Source organism: Pseudomonas sp. G5001, assembly GCF_013385475.1.
In the GTDB taxonomy this organism is placed as follows: Bacteria; Pseudomonadota; Gammaproteobacteria; order Pseudomonadales; family Pseudomonadaceae; genus Aquipseudomonas.
Genome location: NZ_JACAPZ010000049.1, coordinates 91,378 through 112,490 on the forward strand (window position 1 = coordinate 91,378; position 21,113 = coordinate 112,490).

A 21,113-nucleotide genomic window follows, 5' to 3' on the forward strand; every position below is an offset into this window, starting at 1 on the left:
CGAATGATCCAATTACCCAAAAAGTCTATTTTTGGACTGCTAACTTCCTCAGCGCTGCTTTCGCTGCTATCAGCATGCTCTGTGGAGCCGACATACAACCGCCCCGACGTTCCGACTCCGCAGGCGTTCAAGGAAGCTTCGACTGAACAGAAGCAAGCATCATTGCCCAAAGATAGCGCCTGGAAAAACGCTGAACCAGCCGATGCCGAGCATCGTGGGGAATGGTGGCTAGTCTTTGGCGATCCGGTGCTAAACGACCTGGAGCGGCAAGCCGCAGAGGCTAATCAGAATCTGAAGGCGGCTGCCGCACGAGTACAGCAATCGAGAGCCTTGACCCAATCAGCCCGAGCGGGATGGTTCCCGTCCCTAGATGCGGGATTTGGTCCTACGCGTGAACGCCTGTCTCCTGCCTCACAATTGTTGTCTGACGATGCGAGTGGGTCCACGCAGACTCTTTGGCGGGCGCAGGCGACAGCCTCTTACGAGGTAGACCTGTTCGGGAAGGTGGATTCACAAGTGAACACCGCGCTCGCTAATCAAGCACAGAACGAGGCGCTGTATCGTTCTGTGCTGTTAGCCCTCCAAGCTGACGTGGCTAAAAATTATTTCGAGCTGCGTGAGTACGACAACCAACTTCGACTATTTCGTCGCACGGTCACCCTGCGTGAAAACACCCTGAAATTAGTAGAGGGGCGATTCAAAGAGGGCGACATAAGCGAACTTGACCTCTCGCGAGCGCGCAACGAACTATCTACCGCGAGGGCGGACTCGGTAGGGATCGCACGGCTGCGTGCGACGTCAGAACATAGTCTTGCAGTGTTGTTGGGTAAGTCTCCTGCCGACTTCGACTTCCCTGACTCACCTATAGAGCCCATCGCGACCCAGGTGCCTATCGGGTTACCATCAGCCCTACTGGAGCGCCGTCCAGATATTGCTGCCGCCGAGAGAGCTATGGCCGCGGCTAACGCACAAATCGGATTGGCGAAATCAGCATTTTTCCCGCGGCTTAACATAAATGCCGCCGCCGGCTTCGAGTCGTCATCGCTGGGGAATCTGTTCGACTGGTCGACTCGGTCTTTTCTACTAGGCCCCCTTGCGGGAACAGCGCTGACGTTACCGATATTTGATGGTGGTCGGAGGAAAGCAGATCTCGCCTCTGCAAGGGCTCGATACGACGAGCAGGTTGCGAAGTATCGGGAGCAAGTATTGGTGGCGTTTAGAGAGGTAGAGGACAACCTGGCAGATCTGAGGTTGCTCGATGATCAGAAAGGTAATCAAAGCGAAGCTGTTGCAGCATCAATACGGACAGAGCGACTTTCTAAAACTCAGTATGAAGAGGGGCAAATTAGCTATTTGGAAGTTATCGATGCTCAGCGCCAGGTCTTACAAACCGAACTGCAACTGAGCCGTCTGACGGGCACTCAGGCCATTGCAACGGTGAGCCTGATTAGAGCCTTAGGTGGGGGGTGGGACCGAGCCGACGCTAACATTGCCTCCAATGGGCGTTAGCGGTGATCACGCAGCCTGAACGGCTTTGAATTGCTCATAAAAAGCGGGTCAACTTGACCCGCTTTTTATGCTTCAAACCCAACGGAAATTTCCCGGCCAGAGCCAAACCGCAGTAAGCGTCCGCTCAACACACCTTGCCTAATTAGACGGGTGCCTACCTGTCGCAAGATTGCACTCCAGTTGACTACGCGTTTGCATTCGATTTGACCTTTCATTGTGAGCATCCGGCGACCTGACCTAGGTACTCGGCACCGATCGCCTGAATGCAGGATTCTCGCAATCTGGTTTCCCGGAACGCCTACGCAAAAACCGCAACCCTACAGTTCACGTACCATCACCAAGTCTCGGTGGACATCATCGCCGCATTGAAAACTGGTTTCTCCTACTGTAAAAAATCCATTACGTTGGTAGAAGCCTATTGCACGGGCATTCTGATCATTCACCGTGAGCCGGATACGATCTGAAATACCAGTAAGCGTCGCAGTTAAGAGGAGTTGTGCGGCACCGGTTCCATGGTGTTTTGAATCGACATAGCATCGCTTTAACTCAGGGATGCCATCCGCCAGTGGGATGTTTAATCGATCTGGTTTGTAGTCGACCAAACTGAAACCCACGATATCTCCGGCTTCCTCCAACACTCGCACCTCTTGGCTTGACGTATCCAGCGCGGCCTGAAAACAACGCGCGGTCAGATTTTCGCTGATGTAGCGCTCCAATTCTTCTGCTGGAGTGTCTGCTGGGCACGCCAGTGAAAAGGTAGCCTTTGCGATTCTACTCATGCTCTCAGAGTCACCCGTTATCGCTGGACGCACACGCATTCATCGCTCCTTGGATTGGCAAATATTAGCGCGTACCGACCATTGAGGTGGCAGCTACGCAACTCAAGTGTTACGAAGTGAGCCTATGGAATGCAAGCTTGTCGAGAGTCCATGAGCACGAATAATGATCAAGCAAGGAGCCTCGGCCGGACTACAACAGAGCTGTGAGGTCAGTTCGTATGCGTCCGCCGAAGTCACGTTGCATGACTAAGCAGATATGCGCCGCCGATCCTCATTCTCATATCCCGGGCGATTAGCTCAACTTCGTACAAGCCGCCAATCGAGTGCCGTGCCTAACAAACCGCAGCCAGCCGGAACTGGTCTTGGACCCTTCGCGAACTTACGATTCTGAGCTAGGGCTCAGCTCCTCGAAGCACGGATTCTTGACGGAAGAAACCTGCAGTTTGGTGCCGCCGTAAGTGGGCCATCCCGTGACCGGTAATGAGGGAAAAATGTCGTTTCCGCCTCCTGTAGTCAGACGTAGAGTCGAACGTTCGAACAGTAAGATTGACTCATCCTCATCCAGGAGAAGGACGCTCATCGCCGTTCAGGCGCTTCAACGCAAGGAAACGAGAAATGGCCAAAAAGTGCTTGGGGGCCCAGCGGATCACCCGATGTTTGCAGCGAACAAAAGCGGCTCTGAGAGTCATGGCCACTCATGACACCCTGCCAAAAAGTAGCACATTGAAGATTGCGATTTTTTGACCTAGACCGTTTAAAAAAAAAGCGAAACTTTCTAATAGGTAAATGCATGTATGAGCGAGAAGACATTGTTATTGACCGGTGCCAGTCGTGGCATAGGCCATGCCACCGTCAAACACTTTCAAGCCGCTGGGTGGAGGATTTTCACCGCCTCTCGCCAGGACTGGGTCGCTGAATGCCCATGGGCCGAGGGCTTACTCAACCACATTCATCTTGATCTCGAAGATATTGATAGCGTCAGTGACAGCCTGGCGGCCATCAGGGAAAAATTGGGCGGGCGCTTGGATGCATTGGTAAACAATGCCGGAGTTTCGCCAAAGGGGCCGGAGGGGACACGCCTTGGTGTTCTGGAGTCCGACTATGCAACCTGGATCAAGGTCTTCAATGTCAATCTGTTTTCTACGGCCCTCCTTGCGCGGGGGCTGTTTGATGAATTGAAAGCTGCAAAAGGCAGCATCATCAACGTTACCTCTATTGCAGGATCCAAAGTGCACCCGTTCGCAGGTGTCGCTTATTCCACATCCAAAGCTGCGCTCTCCGCCCTGACTCGGGAAATGGCCTTTGATTTTGGCCGACATGGCGTAAGGGTCAACGCTATCGCACCTGGAGAAATCGAAACCTCAATACTGTCCGCAGGCACTGCGGAAATCGTTGAACGGCTAGTGCCGATGAACCGGCTGGGCAAACCTGAAGAAGTTGCCTCGCTCGTCTACTTCCTTTGCACCGGTGGCGCTTCTTATGTAAACGGCGCAGAGATTCACGTTAACGGTGGCCAGCATGTCTAACGTTAATGGCCGGATCTGAGGGTGTTAAGCCATAGTGAAAAAAGGTCCTGTAGCAGCAGTTTTCCACGTGGTGATTCGGCTTAGGGCATAGCAGATGATAGGGCTCGAACTTGTTGGTGGCGGTCAGTTTGCTCTGCATCGGGCAGCCATAATCCGGCACAGAGCATGGACTTCACTGACCGTTCAACCCGTGGTTGGGCCGGTAGTCTTTGCTGTCTATTCTGTCCTGTGGCGAAGTTGAGCATCGCCTTACTTTTCTGCCTGACCTCGCTACTACGAATTGGACAGAAGCCGCGCTCTAGTCGCGAGATGCACTGCAAGGCAACCCTCTGGATACTCCTGATCCTCAGCCCATCCTCGAGCTTTCCCTCAGTTAACGCTTCCACGGGGGCTGGCTCGATTTGTCCGCCACCGCTCGTTTGTTGTCGTCCGTTTACGCTAGGTCGTCGCTGCAGCGACTGCCGTTGAACGCCCTCCAATCGTCTTGTAGAGAAGGCAGTATGTCTCGCGTTATTAATCACTCCGGTTGCAGTTCCAGTGCTCCCGAAGGTCTGACTTTCAGTTTTCCTGCATTCAATAAATCGCAAGCGGCGATGGCATGGAGGCTGCTATGCGCTCTGTAGTTATTCCTTCAGGCGTTTCGCGGCTGGTTAGCAAAACGTCGCGCATAAACAGTCGTGGCGACTACCTATTGCCGTTTCCAGACTATCCCTGCAACGCACGCAGCTTTGTTCAACTGGATGCCAGATTGCTGCCTTATTGGCATACGTTGTTCGATGTGTGTCCGGGGCTGCTCAAGCTAGATCCACCAGACGGCTTGAACATATTTCGCAGTTTTATGACCTGGGCGTACCGCAATCATCCGTCGCTGAATTGGACTTACTACCTGAGTGTCTGCCGTTGGTTACTCACGTCGACCTATCGGGCGCACATCCACGAAGAACACATTGATGCCTTCATGACTGCGGCAGCGGCCCGGTGGATAAATACTGACGATAGCCAAGCACGAGGACTGGTGTTGGCTTGGCAAGGCTCGCCGATGAGGGTGTTTGACTGGAAAGTAGCGCCTCGTTCTATCGCTGGTGTTGACCCTGAAAAAGAGGATTTCCCACCGGCACTCTGGGATTTTTCCTGGTGTCCTCTGACGGGGAAAGGGGGTGCCGGGTTTCGACGGTGGTTGCCCATCCCCGAATACGAGCGGCAGACGCAGGTATCGAAGGCTGCGCGTGATGAGCAGAAGCCCTGCTAATGCGTAAGCGTCACATTATCGGAGCATGGCTGAGCCTGTTCGCCATACTGATGATTTTTGCCGGCCCCCTGATCAGTCAGGGGATCAGCCTTTCCCATGGCAAAAGTCAACCAATGAGCATGGCTGGCATGGAGTGCCACGACATGCTTGGCACGAGCCAGAAGTCTCACCATGCTTCTGCCGGCAAGACCCATGATCTGGTCGTGTGGGAAAAATGCGGATATTGCTCTCTTCTGTTCCAGCATCCCGCTCTCGCCGAGTCAAACCTGTCCAGGTTTCAACTTAATGTTCCACCGTTACAGCTTTTTTCTACTCACTTAATTCCCCAGCAAGCAGCGCCACCGATATTCCTCGGTGCAAGAAGCCGAGCGCCACCGATTCGATCGTTGAACGTCATACCCACTTTTGGCTGAACGCGCATTGCCGACTCTGCATCGACCGGCTTTTGAGTCCGCCGACGCCGAATCCCTCTGCGCGTTCTGCTTCAAATGACTTTTATCGGAAGATCCCATGTACTCGGACAAGAACGGGCCGCTGTTTTACATTGATCCATCGCGTCTGCGTTGGCGCCATGCCTTTTGCGTGTTTCTGGGGCTAGCATTACCGGTCATTGCGCACCCACAAGACGGTGCCGTGGATGTACCCCCAACATCCGATCAATCACAGATTTGGACGTTGGAAACCATAAACGTTTCTGGGGCGCGTGAAGGCTACAGCGCACCATCTTCTGCGTCGGCCACTCGTACCGACACGCCCCTGGTCGAAGTCCCGCAATCCGTTCAAGTTGTAACGCAAACGATGCTCAAGGAGCAGGACAGTCATTCGCTTGCTGACGCGCTGGTTAACGTCTCAGGGGTAAGAGCAACCAAGCCGCAAGAGGCACTGTTCGCTCAGCCAATTGTGCGCGGTTTTCCGGCGGAAATTTACATGAACGGGCTGCCTGCATTTGGCGGCACGGCAGCGAGCATCGACCCGACCAGCCTCATAGGCACCGAGCGCATTGAGGTACTCAAAGGCCCAACATCAGCGTTGTACGGCGGGGGTATCGGCGCACCGCTGGGTGGTTTGATCAACGTAGTGTCTAAACGGCCCGAGACCGAGCCAAGTGCACTGCTGTCGATGCGCACCGGTAGCTTCGGCACAGTGAATCCTTCGCTGGATCTCAACACACCCATCGGCGACAAGGTCGCCGCACGGATTGCCGCTGACTATCAAGAAAATGACAGCTGGATTGACCACGTCAACGGCCATCAGTGGTCGATACAACCAAGCATCGCGTTCCAGCTATCGCCAGAGACTGAACTGTTACTGCGCGGCCAATACGAGAATCGCAGCCAGCTCGAATATTCCGGCCTGCCAGCCGCCCAAGCATTGAGCGGGCAGATTGATCGCAACGCCTTCCCAGGAGCGACCAACGGACAGCCTCACACCACTATCGAGAATCGAACAACCACCGCCGAGCTCACGCATGAGCTTAATGACGACACACGACTGACCGTCAGCGCTCAGTATTACGAGGGCAAAGTTCGTGATTATGGCAGCCTTGTATATCCGGACCTTCTGGGACCGAATCCCACGACACCCACGGTTTACCCGATATTCAAGCTTTACCTGCCCACGAACATCCGGGAAAGCACACTGGATACCAACCTAGGCTCCAAAGTCGAAGCACTGGGCGGAGATCATGAGTTACTGGTTGGTATCAATTACGACAACACTCACTTCAACTCGGGGATGTCCGGCGTTGAACCCATCGGTGAGCTTGACCTTGCCAATCCGGGATATGGTATTTCCTACGGCGCGACGCCCGAAACAATCGTGTCCCAGACCAACCGTTACGAGACGAAGGCCTTATACGTTCAGGATCAAGCGACCTATGGCCGTTTGCACTTGTTGGAGTCGTTGCGATTGACCCAGCTCGACATCAACCAACAAGAGCAAGGTGTAGATACTTCATATCGTCGTTTGACACCACGGTTTGGCATCAGCTATGACCTGACCGAAAGTCTTGCGCTCTACACGTCGTATTCCACCGGTTTCAGGGGGGCGTTCAACTTCACTGGTAACGAGACACCCAAGCCTGAGCTGTCTCGCAATTATGAGGCGGGCGTCAAACTGGCGTTCAACGATCTGGGCATTTCTGGCACTCTCGCCATGTTCGAGCAGACGCGTCGTAATGTGTCCACCCCTGATCCTGACCCTACCTACGCGATTCTGGGTTACTCGGTACAGAGCGGCGAACAACGCGCTCGCGGGGTAGAAGCGGATCTGGTTTGGGAACCGACCCCCGATTTTTCATTGCTGGGTAACTACGCCTACACCCAGGCAGAAATCACAGAGGACAACTCGATTCCGGTCGGTGATGGACTGCCTCGCGTACCACGGCACAGTGGTCGCCTCGCAGCCCGCTATCGGATACTTGATGGCGCCGCTAAAGGACTGGGCTTCGGTGCCGGTATTACGGCAGTCAGTGCGCGTGAGCTGACCCTGCCTAATACGGTATCCGTACCAGGCTACGCACTGCTGGATGCGCAGACTTCCTACGATTTCGACCGCTACACGATCTCGGTTTCGGCGGTAAACCTGACAGGTCGCAAAGTCTTTGAAACCTATCAATATATGGGCTCCCCAGTGGTTCTACCCACTCAACCACGTTCAGCGTACCTGACGCTGACGGCCAGTTTCTAAGGACACCATCATGATCGATACGCGGTAATTCCGCAGTCACAGATATTAGCGAGTGGGTGGCAGCAAGCTGCCATCCCTACCCCTAACCCTACTTGGACATCCAGGCAATCACGGCTTTGTAATCTTCGGCGCTACAGTCCGTGCACAATCCCCGTGGTGGCATGGCTTTAAAACCCTCGGTCACGTGCTTGACCAATACGTCGGTGCCTTGCTCCAAGCGTGGTTTCCAAGCCACTTGATCACCTTTTTTTGGAGCCATGGGTGACTGGCCGTTATGGCACATAGTGCAGGAGCGGCTGAACACCGCTTCAGGCTCTTGGGCGGCATAAGCATTTGAAAGTACGAGTAAACAAACAGCTGCCAATATTTTTTTCACGGTGGACCTCGTTGGGCATTTTTATAATCACGCGACGCCTTCGCAGGGGCAGAGTCAATCCGTTGCGGATGAGCATTACCAGTTCATTCTCCGCTTGGCAGAAAGCACATCACGAAGGCGTTTTGAGTTTAATAAGAGTGTTTTGACACACCAAGTGCGACAGGCCGCCGCACCAGACGGCCTAATCTTTGAGGTGAGGTGCGCCTGAGAGCCAGGCGCGCTATCTGTGGCGAGTTGTCGCAGGTGATTCTTTATGTCGATGCGTGCCGCGTTTATTTGTAGGCGAGGTAATTTTTCTTAGCTGGACTAACTTCATGTGACGGGTAGCCAGGGGCGGCGGTTTTGGCCCCCCCCCCACAGCACTCGCATGTGTAGCTTGGCTGTGAGCGTCGCAGCAACCGATCTATACAATTAACCCGAGAAAATTAATGGCAAATCAGGCTATCGATTCTTGGTTTTTTCAACTTGTTGATCGGCATGGTAGGACGAGCGCACCAACGGTCCGGATGCAACATTCTTGAAGCCTATCCGGCTACCTTCCTCCGCGAACCAGGCAAATTCGTCCGGATGAACAAAACGCTGAACTGGCAAATGATTACGCGAAGGCTGCAAGTACTGGCCAAGGGTAAGCATGTCAACGTCATGCTCACGCAGGCGTCTCATGACATCGATGACTTCCTCATTGGTTTCCCCAAGCCCCAGCATGAGGCCTGACTTGGTCGGTACATTTGGTACTAGCAGCTTGAACTTTTTCAAGAGATCCAGGGACCACTCGAAATCCGAACCCGGTCGTACCGCTTTATACAGGCGCGGTACAGTCTCGAGGTTGTGGTTGAATACGTCGGGTGGCTCACTGGTTGTTATCTGCAAGGCGACGTCCATACGGCCACGATAATCCGGGACCAAGGTCTCCAGCTGAACACCTGGCGATAGCTTACGGATTTCGCGTAGGCAATCGACAAAGTGCTGGGCGCCACCATCGCGCAAGTCATCGCGATCGACCGAGGTAATGACCACGTACTTCAGGCGCAGGTCAGCAATGGCAATCGCCAAGTTGCGGGGTTCATCAGCGTCTAAGGGCTTTGGGCGACCGTGACCGACATCGCAGAACGGACAGCGACGGGTGCAGATGTCACCCATGATCATGAAGGTTGCCGTGCCTCCAGAAAAACACTCACCCAAGTTCGGACAGGAGGCTTCTTCGCACACACTGTGTAGTTTGTGCTTACGAAGAATTTGCTTAACACGCTCTACCTCGGGACTGACCGGAATTTGTACTCGTATCCAATCCGGCTTACGTGGAAATTCATCGGTTGGAATGATTTTAACCGGAATTCGAGCGACCTTTTCCGCGCCACGTAATTTAACCCCTACCTCCACTTTCACTTGGGACACTTGGGATGTTTTTTGTAGTGTGCTCATACGCTCTCCATCAACTCATAACAATGAGGCATCAGCCTCGGAAGTAGCGTTGTGGTACAAACGGTGTTTTGGCAATTTTCATCGGAACATGTTTTCCGCGCACTACCGCCCAGACATCGTCGTTGCTTAACAAGTGGGCGCTGTTCACATAGCCAATCGCCAAAGGAGCATTTAGCGTTGGGCCGAAACCTCCACTGCAAACTATCCCGATAACGTCGCCAGCTATATCGATAATCTGTGCCCCTTCACGAACTGGCGTACGCTCCTGCGGCAAGAGGCCTACGCGCTTGCGGCTGACACCGGCTTGCAGTTGGGTGAATAGGGTTTCAGCGCCCGGGAAGCCACCGGCACGGGTGCCATCGGCTCGTCGCGTCTTAGAGATGGCCCACAACAAGCTGGCTTCGATCGGGGTGGTATCAATGCTCATGTCGTGACCGTAGAGACACAGGCCGGCCTCCAGGCGCAATGAGTCGCGGGCGCCAAGGCCGATGGCCTCAACCTCCGGCTCATTCAGTAGGGCGCGGGCCAGATGCTGAGCGTAATTGGCCGGTACGGAGATTTCGAAACCGTCCTCGCCGGTGTAACCCGAGCGACTGATAAAGCACTCCACACCCAGAAGTTGCAAGCGGGCGAACTGCATGAAGGTCATCTTCACCACTTCCGGTGCCAGGCGCGCGAGCACGGTGACGGCGGCCGGACCTTGCAACGCCAGCAGCGCGCGCTCTTCGAACAGCGGTTCAATGTTGCATTGCTCGCCGATGTGTTTGCGCAGGTGCGCGAGGTCCTGATCCTTGCAGGCCGCGTTGACCACCAGGAACAGTTCGTCGTTGCCTAGGTTGGCGACCATCAGGTCGTCGAGGATGCCGCCAGCGTCGTTGGTGAATAGCGCATAGCGTTGCATCCCCATCGGCAGGTCGATGATATCCACCGGAACCAGGGTTTCCAGGGCCTTGGCGGCATTAACACCCGTCAGGCGGATCTGGCCCATGTGCGAGACATCGAACAGCCCGGCCTGGTCGCGGGTGTGCAGGTGTTCTTTCATCACTCCTAGCGGGTATTGCACCGGCATGTCGTAGCCGGCAAACGGCACCATGCGGGCGCCGAGTTCGAGGTGCAGTGCGTGCAACGGGGTTTTCAACAGTTGTTCGGTGGACATATCCAGCTCCTGAAAAAGTTGGCTGATGCGCGCATCAGCACTCGATAATGTTGACCGCCAATCCGCCACGGGCGGTTTCTTTGTATTTGCTTTTCATGTCGGCGCCGGTCTGGCGCATGGTGCGGATGACCTTGTCGAGGGAGACAAAGTGCTGACCGTCGCCGCGCAACGCCATGCGCACCGCATTGATGGCTTTCACCGAACCCATGGCGTTACGCTCGATGCAAGGCACTTGCACCAGCCCGCCGATCGGGTCGCAGGTCAGGCCGAGGTTGTGTTCCATGCCAATTTCGGCGGCGTTTTCCACTTGTTGCACGGTGCCGCCCAGCACTTCGCACAAGGCACCGGCCGCCATGGAGCAAGCCACGCCGACTTCACCCTGGCAGCCGACTTCGGCACCGGAGATCGAGGCGTTTTCCTTGTAGAGAATGCCGATGGCGGCGGCGGTCAGCAGAAAACGCACGACGCCGTCTTCGTTGGCGCCGGGAATGAAGCGCATGTAGTAGTGCAAAACGGCCGGGATGATGCCCGCTGCGCCGTTGGTAGGCGCCGTGACCACGCGCCCGCCGTTGGCGTTTTCCTCGTTGACCGCGAGGGCGTAGAGGTTGACCCAGTCGAGCACCGACAGCGGATCGCGCAGGGACGATTCCGGGGTCTTGCACAGTTGCCGGTGCAACGCCGCCGCTCTACGTTTTACCTTCAGCCCGCCGGGCAGGATGCCTTCGTTGCGGCAACCGGCGTCGACGCAGTCCTGCATCACTTGCCAGATGTTCAGCAGGCCGGCACGGGTCTCCGCTTCCGGGCGCCAGGCACTTTCGTTGGTCAGCATCACCTGGCTGATCGATAAGCCATACGTGGCGCAATGACCGAGCAGGTCCTTGGCGCTTTTGAACGGGAAGGTCAGGGGAGTGGCGTCTTCGACGATGCGATCGGCGCCGGCGGCGTCTTCATCGACCACGAAACCACCGCCCACCGAGTAATACTCGCGACTGCGGATTTGCAGGCCAGCCGCGTCGAAGGCGCGAAAGATCATGCCGTTGGGGTGATAAGCCAGCGGTTTGCGAATCATCGCCAGGTGTTCTTTCTCGTTGAACGCAATGCTGTGTTCGCCGAGCAGGTTCAAGCGTCCGTTGCCACGAATCCCTTGCAGACGGGCGGCGACGGTTTCGGTGTTCACGGTGTCCGGGTGTTCACCTTCCAGGCCGAGCAGCACAGCCTTGTCGCTGCCGTGGCCTTTGCCGGTGGCGCCGAGTGAGCCGTAAAGCTCGACCTTGACGCAGGTGGTAGCGGCCAGCAGCCCTTCACGGCGCAAGCCTTCGGCAAAACGGGCAGCCGCGCGCATCGGGCCGACGGTGTGGGAGCTGGAGGGGCCAATGCCAATCTTGAACAGGTCGAACACGCTTAACGACATGGTTGTTCTCCGATTTCTTATTAGAGGAATTGGCGCAATCTTCGGTTTGACCCATATTTTTGTGGGAGCGGATTAACCGCCTCACGCTTGATGATTCGTGGCATCGAATAATTCCAAAATGAAGTTCGAGTGCAGGAACGGCTCAACTCGTTCCTGCGCTTATGGAGTTCAGTAACTCAGCTGCGATACACCGGGAAGTCGCTGCACAAGGCAGCGACTTGTCGGGCGATGTGGGCCTCGACATCAGCATCGCCGAGGTGGTTGAGGATGTCGCAAATCCAGCCAGCCACTTCGATACTCTGGGCCTCTTTGAAGCCGCGGCTGGTAATCGCTGGCGTGCCGATGCGCAACCCGGAGGTCACAAACGGCGATTGCGGATCGTTGGGCACTGCGTTCTTGTTCACGGTAATGCCGACGCGACCTAGGGCCGCATCGGCGTCCTTGCCGGTCAGACGCTGCCGGATCAGGCTAACCAGGAACAGATGGTTGTCGGTGCCATCAGACACCACGTCATAACCGCGCTCGATAAATACGTTCGCCATGGCTTGGGCATTGCGGATCACCTGCGCCTGATAGGACTTGAACTCCGGCTCCAACGCTTCCTTGAAACACACGGCTTTGGCGGCGATCACGTGCATCAGTGGGCCACCCTGGCCACCGGGGAATACGGCGGCATTGAGCTTTTTCTCCAGGTCAGGATTGGACTTGGCCAGAATCAAGCCACCGCGCGGTCCGCGCAGAGTCTTGTGGGTCGTGGTGGTGACCACGTCGGCGTAAGGCAGCGGACTCGGGTACAACCCGACCGCCACCAGCCCGGCGAAATGGGCCATATCGACGAACAAGTAAGCACCGACCTTGTCGGCAATCTGGCGGAAGCGCGGGAAGTCCAGGGTTTTGGAGTAAGCCGAGAAGCCGGCGATGATCATCTTCGGCTGGTGCTCGACGGCCAAGCGCTCGACCTCATCGTAGTCGATCAGTCCGGTACGGACGTCGATACCGTACTCCTTAGCGTTGTAGAGTTTGCCGGAAAAACTCACTTTGGCGCCGTGGGTCAAATGCCCGCCATGGGCCAGGCTCATCCCCAGCACAGTGTCACCGGCTTGGAGCAGCGCCAAGAACACTGCCGCGTTTGCTTGGCTGCCGGAATGCGGTTGGACGTTCGCGTAATCGGCGCCGAACAATTGCTTTGCACGGTCGATGGCCAGTTGTTCGACCACGTCGACGTGCTCGCAACCACCGTAATAGCGCTTGCCGGGATAGCCTTCGGCATACTTGTTGGTCAGACCACTGCCTTGCGCCTCCATCACCCGTTGACTGGTGTAGTTTTCCGAGGCGATCAACTCGATGTGATGTTCTTGCCGCACGTCCTCGGCATTAATCGCGGCTAGCAGTTCGTCGTCGTAGCCTTTGATCTGGTCGTGTTTGCTAAACATGGTGTGATCCTCTGTTGTTTTCAGGCGTAGTCGGCGATGGACGGGCAGGCACAGATCAGGTTGCGATCGCCAAACACGTTGTCCACCCGGCCAACCGGCGGCCAGTACTTGCCGTCGACCAAGGTGTAGAGCGGGTAAACCGCCTTCTCGCGGCTGTACGGGTGCGACCACTTGCCAACCAGTTCCGCAGCGGTGTGCGGGGCGTTTTTCAGCGGGTTGTCATCCCTGTCCAGGGTGCCGTTTTCCACCGCACGGATTTCTTCGCGGATGCGGATCATGGCGTCGCAGAAACGGTCCAGTTCTTCCTTGGATTCGCTTTCGGTCGGCTCGATCATCAACGTGCCGGCCACCGGGAATGACATGGTCGGGGCGTGGAAGCCGAAGTCGATCAGGCGCTTGGCCACGTCGTCGACGCTGATACCGCTGCTGTCCTTGAGCGGGCGCAGATCCAGGATGCACTCGTGCGCCACCAGACCGTTGCTACCGGTGTACAGCACCGGGTAGTGCTCTTCGAGCTGACGAGAAATGTAGTTGGCGTTGAGGATCGCCAACTGTGAAGCGCGCTTGAGACCCGCGCCACCCATCATGCGGATGTACATCCAGGTGATCGGCAGAATGCTCGCGCTGCCGAACGGTGCCGCACAGACCGCGCCTTCCTTGCGTTTCATCTTGCCGTGGCCCGGCAGGAACGGCGTCAGGTGCGACTTGACGCCAATCGGGCCGACGCCTGGGCCTCCACCGCCGTGGGGAATGCAGAAAGTCTTGTGCAGATTCAGATGCGAGACGTCGCCGCCAAACTTGCCAGGCGCGCAGAGACCGACCATGGCATTCATGTTGGCGCCGTCGATGTACACCTGACCGCCGTGGTCATGAATGATGTCGCAGATTTCGCGGATCCCTTCTTCGAACACGCCGTGGGTCGACGGGTAGGTGATCATCAGCGCGGCGAGGTGTTCGCGGTGCTCGATGGCCTTGGCGCGCAGGTCTTCGATGTCGACGTTGCCAAGAGCATCGCAGGCGGTCACCACGACTCTCATACCAGCCATTTGCGCGGTGGCCGGGTTGGTGCCGTGGGCAGACGACGGGATCAGGCAGATGTCGCGACGGTCTTCGCCACGGCTCCGGTGATAGGCGCGGATGGCCAGCAGGCCGGCGTATTCGCCTTGGGAACCGGCGTTCGGTTGCAGCGAGACCGAGTCGTAACCGGTGGCCGCGCAGAGCATCGCTTCCAGTTCATCGGTCAGTTGCTGGTAGCCGGCGCTTTGCTCGGCCGGAGCGAACGGGTGCAGGGCGCCGAACTCGGCCCAGGTCACAGGGATCATTTCACTGGCAGCGTTGAGTTTCATGGTGCACGAGCCCAGCGGGATCATGGTGCGATCCAATGCCAGGTCCTTGTCCGCCAACTTGCGCAGGTAGCGCATCAGCTCGGTTTCCGAGTGATAACGGTTGAACACCGGGTGACTGAGGACTCGAGATTTGCGCACCAAGGCCACTGGGATGGTGCTTTGCACGCTCGCAGCAAGAGTGGCGAAGTCCGGCAGCGCGCTGCCTTCAGCCAGCAAACTCCACAGATTCTCAACGTCGGCCTGGGTGCTGGTTTCATCGAGAGACAAGCCCAGTCGCTCAGCATCCACTACGCGCAGGTTGATCTGTTGTGAATGAGCACGCTCATGCAAGGATGAGGTTTGCGCGTCGGTTTTAATCGTCAGCGTGTCGAAGAAACTGGCTTGTTCGACGTTCAAACCCAAAGAGCTCAAACCTTTGGCCAGAATCGCGGTCAGTCGATGCACACGCTGCGCGATCTGCGTCAAGCCTTTCGGGCCATGATACACGGCGTACATGCCAGCGATGTTGGCCAGCAATACCTGTGCGGTGCAGATGTTACTGGTGGCTTTCTCGCGGCGAATGTGTTGCTCGCGAGTTTGCATCGCCAAGCGCAGGGCAGGCTCGCCGAAGCGATCCACCGATACGCCAACCAGACGGCCAGGCATGTCTCGCTTGTACGCTTCCTGAGTAGAGAAATACGCTGCGTGCGGGCCTCCGAAGCCAAGTGGCACGCCGAAGCGTTGCGCCGAACCGATGGCGACGTCAGCGCCGAACTCACCCGGTGCAGTCAGCAAGGTCAGGGCCAGCAGGTCGGCCGCCACCGCGACCAACGCGTTAGCCGCATGGAAGCGTTCGGTCAGTTCACGGTAATCAAACACGTCACCGTTGCTCGCCGGGTATTGCAGCAATGCGCCGAAGAACGGTGTTACGTCGCTCAGGTCACGCTCGTCACCAACTACTACGTCGATGCCCAACGGCTCTGCACGGGTGCGCAGCACGTCAAGGGTTTGCGGGTGGCAATGCACGGAGGCAAAGAACGCGTGGCTACCTTTGTTCTTGCTCAGGCGTTTGCAGAAGGTCATCGCTTCAGCAGCAGCGGTGGCTTCGTCGAGCAGCGAGGCGTTGGCGATTGGTAGGCCGGTGAGATCGCTGATCAGGGTTTGGAAGTTCAGCAGCGCTTCCAGACGGCCCTGAGAAATTTCCGGCTGGTATGGGGTGTAAGCGGTGTACCAAGCCGGGTTCTCCAGCAGGTTGCGCAGGATCGGCGACGGCGTGTAGGTACCGTAGTAACCCTGTCCGATGAAGGTCTTGAACAACTGGTTCTCGCCAGCGATGGCCTTGATTGCGGCGAGGGCGTCAGCTTCGCTCAGGCCGTCCTCGAAACAGAGCACGCTGGTACCTTTGATACTGTCCGGAATCACGCTCGCAGTCAGCTCTTCCAGGGATTCAAAACCGAGACTGAGGAGCATGGCTTGCTCGTCATCGGCGCGAGGGCCGATATGGCGAGCGATGAATTCATTACGGGTGTCGAGGAGCGCAGTCATGGGGCATCCTCACTCGTCGGCCTGGTCTTGGATCAGTTGGTTGTAGGCGACCTGGTCAAGCATTCGTGCAAGCGCAGCCGGATCAGTAGGTTGAAAACGGAAGAACCAGCCTTCGCCGAACGGGTCTTCGTTGACCAGTTCCGGGGTGTCAATGAGCTTTGAATTGGCTTCGACGATGTCGCCGGCGAGTGGCATGCCGATGGTGCTAGCGGCTTTGACGGATTCAAGCACTGAGACCTCAGCACCGGCTTTAAAACTTCCCAACTCCGGGACCTGGACGAATACCACATCCCCCAGCGCCTGCTGGGCGAAGGCGGTGACACCGACGGTGACAGTGCCGTCAGCTTCGATACGCAGCCATTCGTGATCTTCAGTAAAACGCAATTCGCTCATATCTAATCCTCATTGTTCTGACTCATCCACGGCGGGTGGTGGATGGCGATAGGCAGGCTCGACTTAGGTAGCGAGCGCGTCCGGTGAGGAATTAGCAAGGGCAATGCCAACTAATATTAGTTCTTTTAAATCATATAGTTATGAGTTTTTAAAGGCATTAATTAGAATTAGCCGTATTGAAATAAATACAATTGTCCGGGCTGGCAGAAAGCGAAAGCCGAGGTAGACAGGTCGCAAAGGTTTTGTCGTGATTTCGATACTGCGTATTGATTTGCGTACAGTGTTCTTTTGGTCGCAACGAACATGCACCCCGCCCAAGACTTCAAGGCCTACCGGGAATACGGTACTTGCGCAGTCGGATGGCAATCGCACTGTGTGAAGTCTGCAAACGCACCGCCAGTAGCCGGCTGGAGGGGTAGCTGCTGTAAAGCTGCTCAAGGAGGTTTTTCTCAAAACCTGCGACAGCCTCCTCCAAGCTCGTTACCTCTGCAGTGCTGTGCCGCTCCACCGCCGTGCGCGCAATGTCCAGATCGTCGAGATCCACCAGAGGGGTTTCACAAATGGCTGCCGCCCGGAAGATCACGTTTTGCAGTTGTCGCACGTTGCCCGGCCAGCGATTGCCGAGCAGGGTGGGAAAGGTGCTGGGTGCCAGGTGGCAAATCGGACGCTGGATCTGCGCACATGCCTGCCGCATGAAGTGCTGGGCCATCAACAGGATGTCGTTGCCGCGCTCGCGCAGCGGCGGCACCTGCAGGTTGAGCACGTTGAGGCGATAGAACAGGTCCTCGCGAAAATGGCCTTCGCTAACCATTTTTTCCAAGTTGCGGTGTGTCGCACTGAGGATCCTTACGTTGACCTTGACCTCTCGATCCCCGCCAACCCGACGGAAACACCCATCGCTCAGAAAACGCAGCAGCTTAGCTTGCAGATACGGCGACATTTCCCCGATTTCGTCGAGGAATACCGTACCTTGATCGGCCAGTTCCAGCAGGCCAAGCTTCCCGCCCCGTTGCGCGCCGGTGAAGGCGCCCGCGGCGTAGCCGAACAGCTCACTCTCGGCGAGGTTCTCTGGCAATGCCGCGCAGTTCAAAGCGAGGAACGGCGCGTCACACCGACTGCTGATCGCATGACAGGCGCGGGCGACCAGCTCTTTACCAGTGCCAGTTTCGCCTTGAATCAGCAGCGGTGCATCGAGCACTCCCACGCGATGGGCGCGAGCCTTGAGTAGATGAATGGGAGGGGAATCACCGAGCAGCGCATCAAACCCATCGGCATGGTCATGGCGCAGCGCCGACAGACGCTCGACGATTCGGCTCGGCTGGTAGAGCGTTATTAAAGCGCCGGCCTCAGTGATCGGCATGGCATCGAGCAACAAGGTCTGCCCACCGAGGCTAACCTCTCGCATCGGCAAGCGAAAAGCGTGTTCGATCAGCGAAGTCAACAAATCAGAATCATTGAACAGCTTGGCCAGTGACTCACCCGCAGGCTCGCACCCGGACAAAGTAATCAGCGCAGGGTTGGCCAGCAGCACATGGCCGCATTCATCTACCGCCAGCACCGGGTCGGAACTGGCGGCAAGCAACGCATCGAGCTGCAAGTGTCGACGCTGTCCAGGAAGGATGTCGACCACTTTCACCGCCTGCACGCCCTGCACTCCGAGAAGGGCCTCTCGCAACTCTTCCAACACCTCGACACCAAGCGTCGGAGCATCAATGTAAACGTTCGGCGGGACCATCTCCACAGCATCCAAATTGAAACTTCGCCCGCAAAGCAGGGCTAGTACTTCCTGGGTGATACCAACTCGATCGATGAAAGTGACGTGGATGCGCATAGGTGACCTAACGAGGGTGCGTTTGACTTGGCGAAAAGCTGTTATCGATATTCCGGTGTAGTAGCCCGGCCTCAGTGATCTGAGAGGCAAAACCTCATGCCGAAATTTCTGGTACGCCATGGCTGCCGAGTCAAAATTTATTGACAGATAAGACGATAGCCTATAATTGTACTGGTACATAACTCACGTTGTACCACAAACCTTGATGATGTCGGAGCAAGCATGACCATTCCACTAGAAACCCATCTGACTATCGGCGGCCTGATTTTTCCGAACATGGATCAGTGCGACTTCACCGGCCCGTTCGAAGCGTTGGCGCGTGTGCCAAATTCGACCTTTTTGACTATTTGGAAGGACAAGGAGCCGGTTCGTGATCTTTTCGGAATGCTGTTGCTGGCTGACACGACGTTGGATGAGGCTCCACAACTCGACGTGCTGCTTGTTCCAGGCGGATATGGCCAGGAAGACTTAATGCACGATGAGGTCGTACTGTCTTTTCTCCGAAAGCAAGCCGCAAACGCAAAGTACGTTTTCTCAGTTTGTACCGGCGCATTGTTGTGCGGCGGGGCTGGACTGCTTGAGGGAAAGCGCGCGACAACCCATTGGACTGCCATGGAAACACTCCCGTATTTTGGAGCCATCCCAAGTGATGAGCGCGTTGTCATTGACGGGAAACTTGTCAGCGCTGGCGGAGTGACTTCCGGGATAGATGGTTCGCTGGTACTGGCTTCGTTGTTGCGAGGAGACACGGTAGCCCAGGAGCTACAACTCTATATGGCTTACGATCCGGAACCGCCATTTCAGGCGGGCTCACCAAAAAGCGCCCCCTCAAATGTCTTGCGCGCGGTCACAGAGCGGGCAGGGCCAATTACGGCCAAGCGTCTCGGAACTGCTCGCGCTTATCAAGCCGCTCGAGCCAATAAAGCATTGGCCGAAGCGTAGGTTCACGGCGGGGGGTTAGCTTTCTACACGGAGAGCGAGGCGATCAATGCCAACCGAAGTACTTGGTGGCATTGACCGTTTTTTTTGCTTCTAGCTCAAGCGGAGAGTGTCGTTGCCAATGCGTGGCGCGCAGCGAGAAGTGCGTCAACAAACACAATACTCTGTTGCGGAGTCATTTTTGAGGAAGTGATCCTAATGCCTGACTGGGGGGCGACACAGAAATCACGCCCCGTACGCACGAGCCAACCAGCATCAAACAGCCGCTCAGCAACTGCACGCTCATCGGCGATGGGTAACCACAGATTAAGCCCTGCACCCCCAAGCACGCGAAAACCCTTTTTCCTCAGCAAAGTAAGCAGCGCTGTATGACGCTCGATATAGGCTGCGCCACCTGTGCTGAATTTTCTGCGCATCGCTGGACTAGTGAGAAGCTGCAGAGCCAAACGTTGCAAGAACGTACTGACCCAGCCCATTCCAACAGCCTGTCTGTTTTCGAGGCTCTCTATTGTCTGAACGTCCCCAGTTGAAACTGCGAGTCGATAGTCAGGCCCCAAAAATTTGGATAACGACCTGACAACGAGCCAGGGTCCATCATCCCGAACATGCCAAGAGTTGTAAGGGGCAAGCTGTAGAAGGCTGGAATGATCGTCATCTATGAACAGAACATCATCGGCATTGGCAGCGATCTCTTTCAGTGCCAATGCGCGCTCTTTCGAGGTCGAGATGCCGGTTGGATTCTGTGCACGGCTACTAAACAAAACGGCCTTTACGCCCCCATCAAGCGCTGACTGCAAGCTTTCTGGCAGGATTCCGTGCTGATCGAGCGCAAGCGGTACCAGTTCAAATCCCATCAAGCGCGTCAAGGCTAGCAAACTCATATAGCCGGGATCCTCTACACCAACCTTGTCACCCGGAACGAGCCCGGCCGCGTCGAGGGCGCGCTCGATCAAATCGAGAGCGCCGGCGGAAACAAAAATGCCCTTATCCACGGGTACACCGTCCGCCGAGAAGCATTCCACTGCCCACTTCACGAATCCTGGGTTATTCCGTTGCTCACCATAAAGGTGATTCTCCAGATTCATACGAGAGAACGCGTCGCGAATATCGTTTTCGTCGGGAAGAAAGGCTATATCAGGGTTGCCGTCACGCACCGACATCATCTGAGGGGGGCCGGATTCGGACGATGGGCCGGGCGAAGACTGGTTCGCGACGATCGAACCGCGTCTCCCATCAGACACCACCAAGCCTGTCATCTGTAATTGACGATAAGCAACAACCACAGTGTTTTTGTTGACGCCTAGGTCAGCGGCAAGGCTGCGCACTGTGGGAAGGCTTTCACCAGGCTTAAGACGATCATCCAGGATGGCCTGCTCAATCGCACGCCGAATCGACTCTGCCTTGCCTTCAGCAATTTCATGGGGTTGCAGCTTGAACATACAAATCCTCGACTAACTCTTTGCGATCGCTTAACCCACTCGGGGGATTTTGTTTAGCGAACGACTGACTCCTAGGCACGTAGACATACTCT

Annotated in this window: 16 protein-coding genes; 6 read left to right on the plus strand and 10 right to left on the minus strand. The window is 56.2% G+C overall.

The window, feature by feature from the left end; translation table 11 throughout:
• Positions 1–3 precede the first annotated feature (3 nt).
• Positions 4–1,509, plus strand: coding sequence for an efflux transporter outer membrane subunit (locus HX805_RS29810; RefSeq protein ID WP_031320350.1), 1,506 nt, complete (start codon positions 4–6; stop codon positions 1,507–1,509).
• A 317-nt stretch (positions 1,510–1,826) separates the two neighbouring features.
• On the opposite strand, the gene HX805_RS29815 is transcribed toward HX805_RS29810, so the two are convergent.
• Complete coding sequence (locus HX805_RS29815; protein ID WP_177054728.1) at positions 1,827–2,327, minus strand: GNAT family N-acetyltransferase; 501 nt, start codon at positions 2,325–2,327, stop codon at positions 1,827–1,829.
• A 755-nt stretch (positions 2,328–3,082) separates the two neighbouring features.
• Between HX805_RS29815 and HX805_RS29820 the strand changes: the two genes are divergently transcribed.
• The 4 genes from HX805_RS29820 (at position 3,083) to HX805_RS29835 (ending at position 7,751) form a co-directional block, all read left to right on the plus strand.
• Complete coding sequence (locus HX805_RS29820; RefSeq protein WP_025110493.1) at positions 3,083–3,814, plus strand: SDR family NAD(P)-dependent oxidoreductase; 732 nt, start codon at positions 3,083–3,085, stop codon at positions 3,812–3,814.
• A 610-nt stretch (positions 3,815–4,424) separates the two neighbouring features.
• A complete protein-coding gene (locus HX805_RS29825; RefSeq protein WP_177054727.1) occupies positions 4,425–5,063 on the plus strand; it encodes a putative natural product biosynthesis protein in 639 nt (212 codons plus the stop codon).
• Positions 5,063–5,476: a DUF2946 domain-containing protein gene (locus HX805_RS29830; protein ID WP_177054726.1), complete on the plus strand. Its 414-nt coding sequence runs from the start codon at positions 5,063–5,065 to the stop codon at positions 5,474–5,476. The genes HX805_RS29825 and HX805_RS29830 overlap by 1 nt, the downstream gene beginning before the upstream one ends.
• A 97-nt stretch (positions 5,477–5,573) precedes the next feature.
• Positions 5,574–7,751, plus strand: a complete 2,178-nt coding sequence (locus HX805_RS29835; RefSeq protein ID WP_177054725.1) for a TonB-dependent siderophore receptor — start codon at positions 5,574–5,576, stop codon at positions 7,749–7,751.
• Positions 7,752–7,839: 88 nt separating this feature from the next.
• On the opposite strand, the gene HX805_RS29840 is transcribed toward HX805_RS29835, so the two are convergent.
• The 8 genes from HX805_RS29840 to HX805_RS29875 form a co-directional block, all read right to left on the minus strand.
• A complete protein-coding gene (locus HX805_RS29840; RefSeq protein ID WP_177054724.1) occupies positions 7,840–8,127 on the minus strand; it encodes a c-type cytochrome in 288 nt (95 codons plus the stop codon).
• A gap of 441 nt (positions 8,128–8,568) precedes the next feature.
• The gene (gene lipA, locus HX805_RS29845; protein WP_177117563.1) at positions 8,569–9,549 is read right to left on the minus strand and encodes a lipoyl synthase; all 981 of its coding nucleotides are present in this window, start codon (positions 9,547–9,549) and stop codon (positions 8,569–8,571) included.
• A 31-nt stretch (positions 9,550–9,580) separates the two neighbouring features.
• Positions 9,581–10,705, minus strand: a complete 1,125-nt coding sequence (gene gcvT, locus HX805_RS29850) for a glycine cleavage system aminomethyltransferase GcvT (RefSeq protein ID WP_177117564.1) — start codon at positions 10,703–10,705, stop codon at positions 9,581–9,583.
• A gap of 34 nt (positions 10,706–10,739) precedes the next feature.
• Positions 10,740–12,116: an L-serine ammonia-lyase gene (locus tag HX805_RS29855; protein WP_177117565.1), complete on the minus strand. Its 1,377-nt coding sequence runs from the start codon at positions 12,114–12,116 to the stop codon at positions 10,740–10,742.
• Positions 12,117–12,292: 176 nt separating this feature from the next.
• Positions 12,293–13,549 carry a serine hydroxymethyltransferase gene (gene glyA, locus HX805_RS29860; RefSeq protein WP_177054720.1) on the minus strand — a complete coding sequence of 419 codons (1,257 nt, stop codon included), beginning with the start codon at positions 13,547–13,549 and terminating at the stop codon, positions 12,293–12,295.
• 20 nt (positions 13,550–13,569) lie between these two features.
• Positions 13,570–16,419 carry an aminomethyl-transferring glycine dehydrogenase gene (gene gcvP, locus HX805_RS29865; RefSeq protein WP_177117566.1) on the minus strand — a complete coding sequence of 950 codons (2,850 nt, stop codon included), beginning with the start codon at positions 16,417–16,419 and terminating at the stop codon, positions 13,570–13,572.
• A 9-nt stretch (positions 16,420–16,428) separates the two neighbouring features.
• Entirely contained in the window at positions 16,429–16,812 is a 384-nt protein-coding gene (gcvH, locus tag HX805_RS29870; RefSeq protein ID WP_177117567.1) for a glycine cleavage system protein GcvH, read from the minus strand.
• Positions 16,813–17,134: 322 nt separating this feature from the next.
• Complete coding sequence (locus HX805_RS29875; protein ID WP_177117568.1) at positions 17,135–18,643, minus strand: sigma-54-dependent transcriptional regulator; 1,509 nt, start codon at positions 18,641–18,643, stop codon at positions 17,135–17,137.
• Between the two features lie 222 nt (positions 18,644–18,865).
• Between HX805_RS29875 and HX805_RS29880 the strand changes: the two genes are divergently transcribed.
• The gene (locus HX805_RS29880) at positions 18,866–19,585 is read left to right on the plus strand and encodes a DJ-1/PfpI family protein (RefSeq protein WP_177117569.1); all 720 of its coding nucleotides are present in this window, start codon (positions 18,866–18,868) and stop codon (positions 19,583–19,585) included.
• Positions 19,586–19,680: 95 nt separating this feature from the next.
• Here HX805_RS29880 and HX805_RS29885 read toward each other — a convergent pair whose 3' ends face one another.
• The gene (locus HX805_RS29885; RefSeq protein ID WP_177117570.1) at positions 19,681–21,021 is read right to left on the minus strand and encodes an aminotransferase class I/II-fold pyridoxal phosphate-dependent enzyme; all 1,341 of its coding nucleotides are present in this window, start codon (positions 21,019–21,021) and stop codon (positions 19,681–19,683) included.
• Between the last annotated feature and the right edge of the window lie 92 nt (positions 21,022–21,113).

Excerpts from the sequence above, each read along its gene's own strand:
- HX805_RS29810 (WP_031320350.1), top strand. The coding sequence starts at position 4 with ATGATCCAATTACCCAAAAAGTCTATTTTTGGACTGCTAACTTCCTCA.
- HX805_RS29815 (WP_177054728.1), bottom strand. The coding sequence starts at position 2,327 with ATGCGTGTGCGTCCAGCGATAACGGGTGACTCTGAGAGCATGAGTAGA.
- HX805_RS29820 (WP_025110493.1), top strand. The coding sequence starts at position 3,083 with ATGAGCGAGAAGACATTGTTATTGACCGGTGCCAGTCGTGGCATAGGC.
- HX805_RS29825 (WP_177054727.1), top strand. The coding sequence starts at position 4,425 with ATGCGCTCTGTAGTTATTCCTTCAGGCGTTTCGCGGCTGGTTAGCAAA.
- HX805_RS29830 (WP_177054726.1), top strand. The coding sequence starts at position 5,063 with ATGCGTAAGCGTCACATTATCGGAGCATGGCTGAGCCTGTTCGCCATA.
- HX805_RS29835 (WP_177054725.1), top strand. The coding sequence starts at position 5,574 with ATGTACTCGGACAAGAACGGGCCGCTGTTTTACATTGATCCATCGCGT.
- lipA (WP_177117563.1), bottom strand. The coding sequence starts at position 9,549 with ATGAGCACACTACAAAAAACATCCCAAGTGTCCCAAGTGAAAGTGGAG.
- gcvT (WP_177117564.1), bottom strand. The coding sequence starts at position 10,705 with ATGTCCACCGAACAACTGTTGAAAACCCCGTTGCACGCACTGCACCTC.
- HX805_RS29855 (WP_177117565.1), bottom strand. The coding sequence starts at position 12,116 with ATGTCGTTAAGCGTGTTCGACCTGTTCAAGATTGGCATTGGCCCCTCC.
- glyA (WP_177054720.1), bottom strand. The coding sequence starts at position 13,549 with ATGTTTAGCAAACACGACCAGATCAAAGGCTACGACGACGAACTGCTA.
- gcvP (WP_177117566.1), bottom strand. The coding sequence starts at position 16,419 with ATGACTGCGCTCCTCGACACCCGTAATGAATTCATCGCTCGCCATATC.
- gcvH (WP_177117567.1), bottom strand. The coding sequence starts at position 16,812 with ATGAGCGAATTGCGTTTTACTGAAGATCACGAATGGCTGCGTATCGAA.
- HX805_RS29875 (WP_177117568.1), bottom strand. The coding sequence starts at position 18,643 with ATGCGCATCCACGTCACTTTCATCGATCGAGTTGGTATCACCCAGGAA.
- HX805_RS29880 (WP_177117569.1), top strand. The coding sequence starts at position 18,866 with ATGACCATTCCACTAGAAACCCATCTGACTATCGGCGGCCTGATTTTT.
- HX805_RS29885 (WP_177117570.1), bottom strand. The coding sequence starts at position 21,021 with ATGTTCAAGCTGCAACCCCATGAAATTGCTGAAGGCAAGGCAGAGTCG.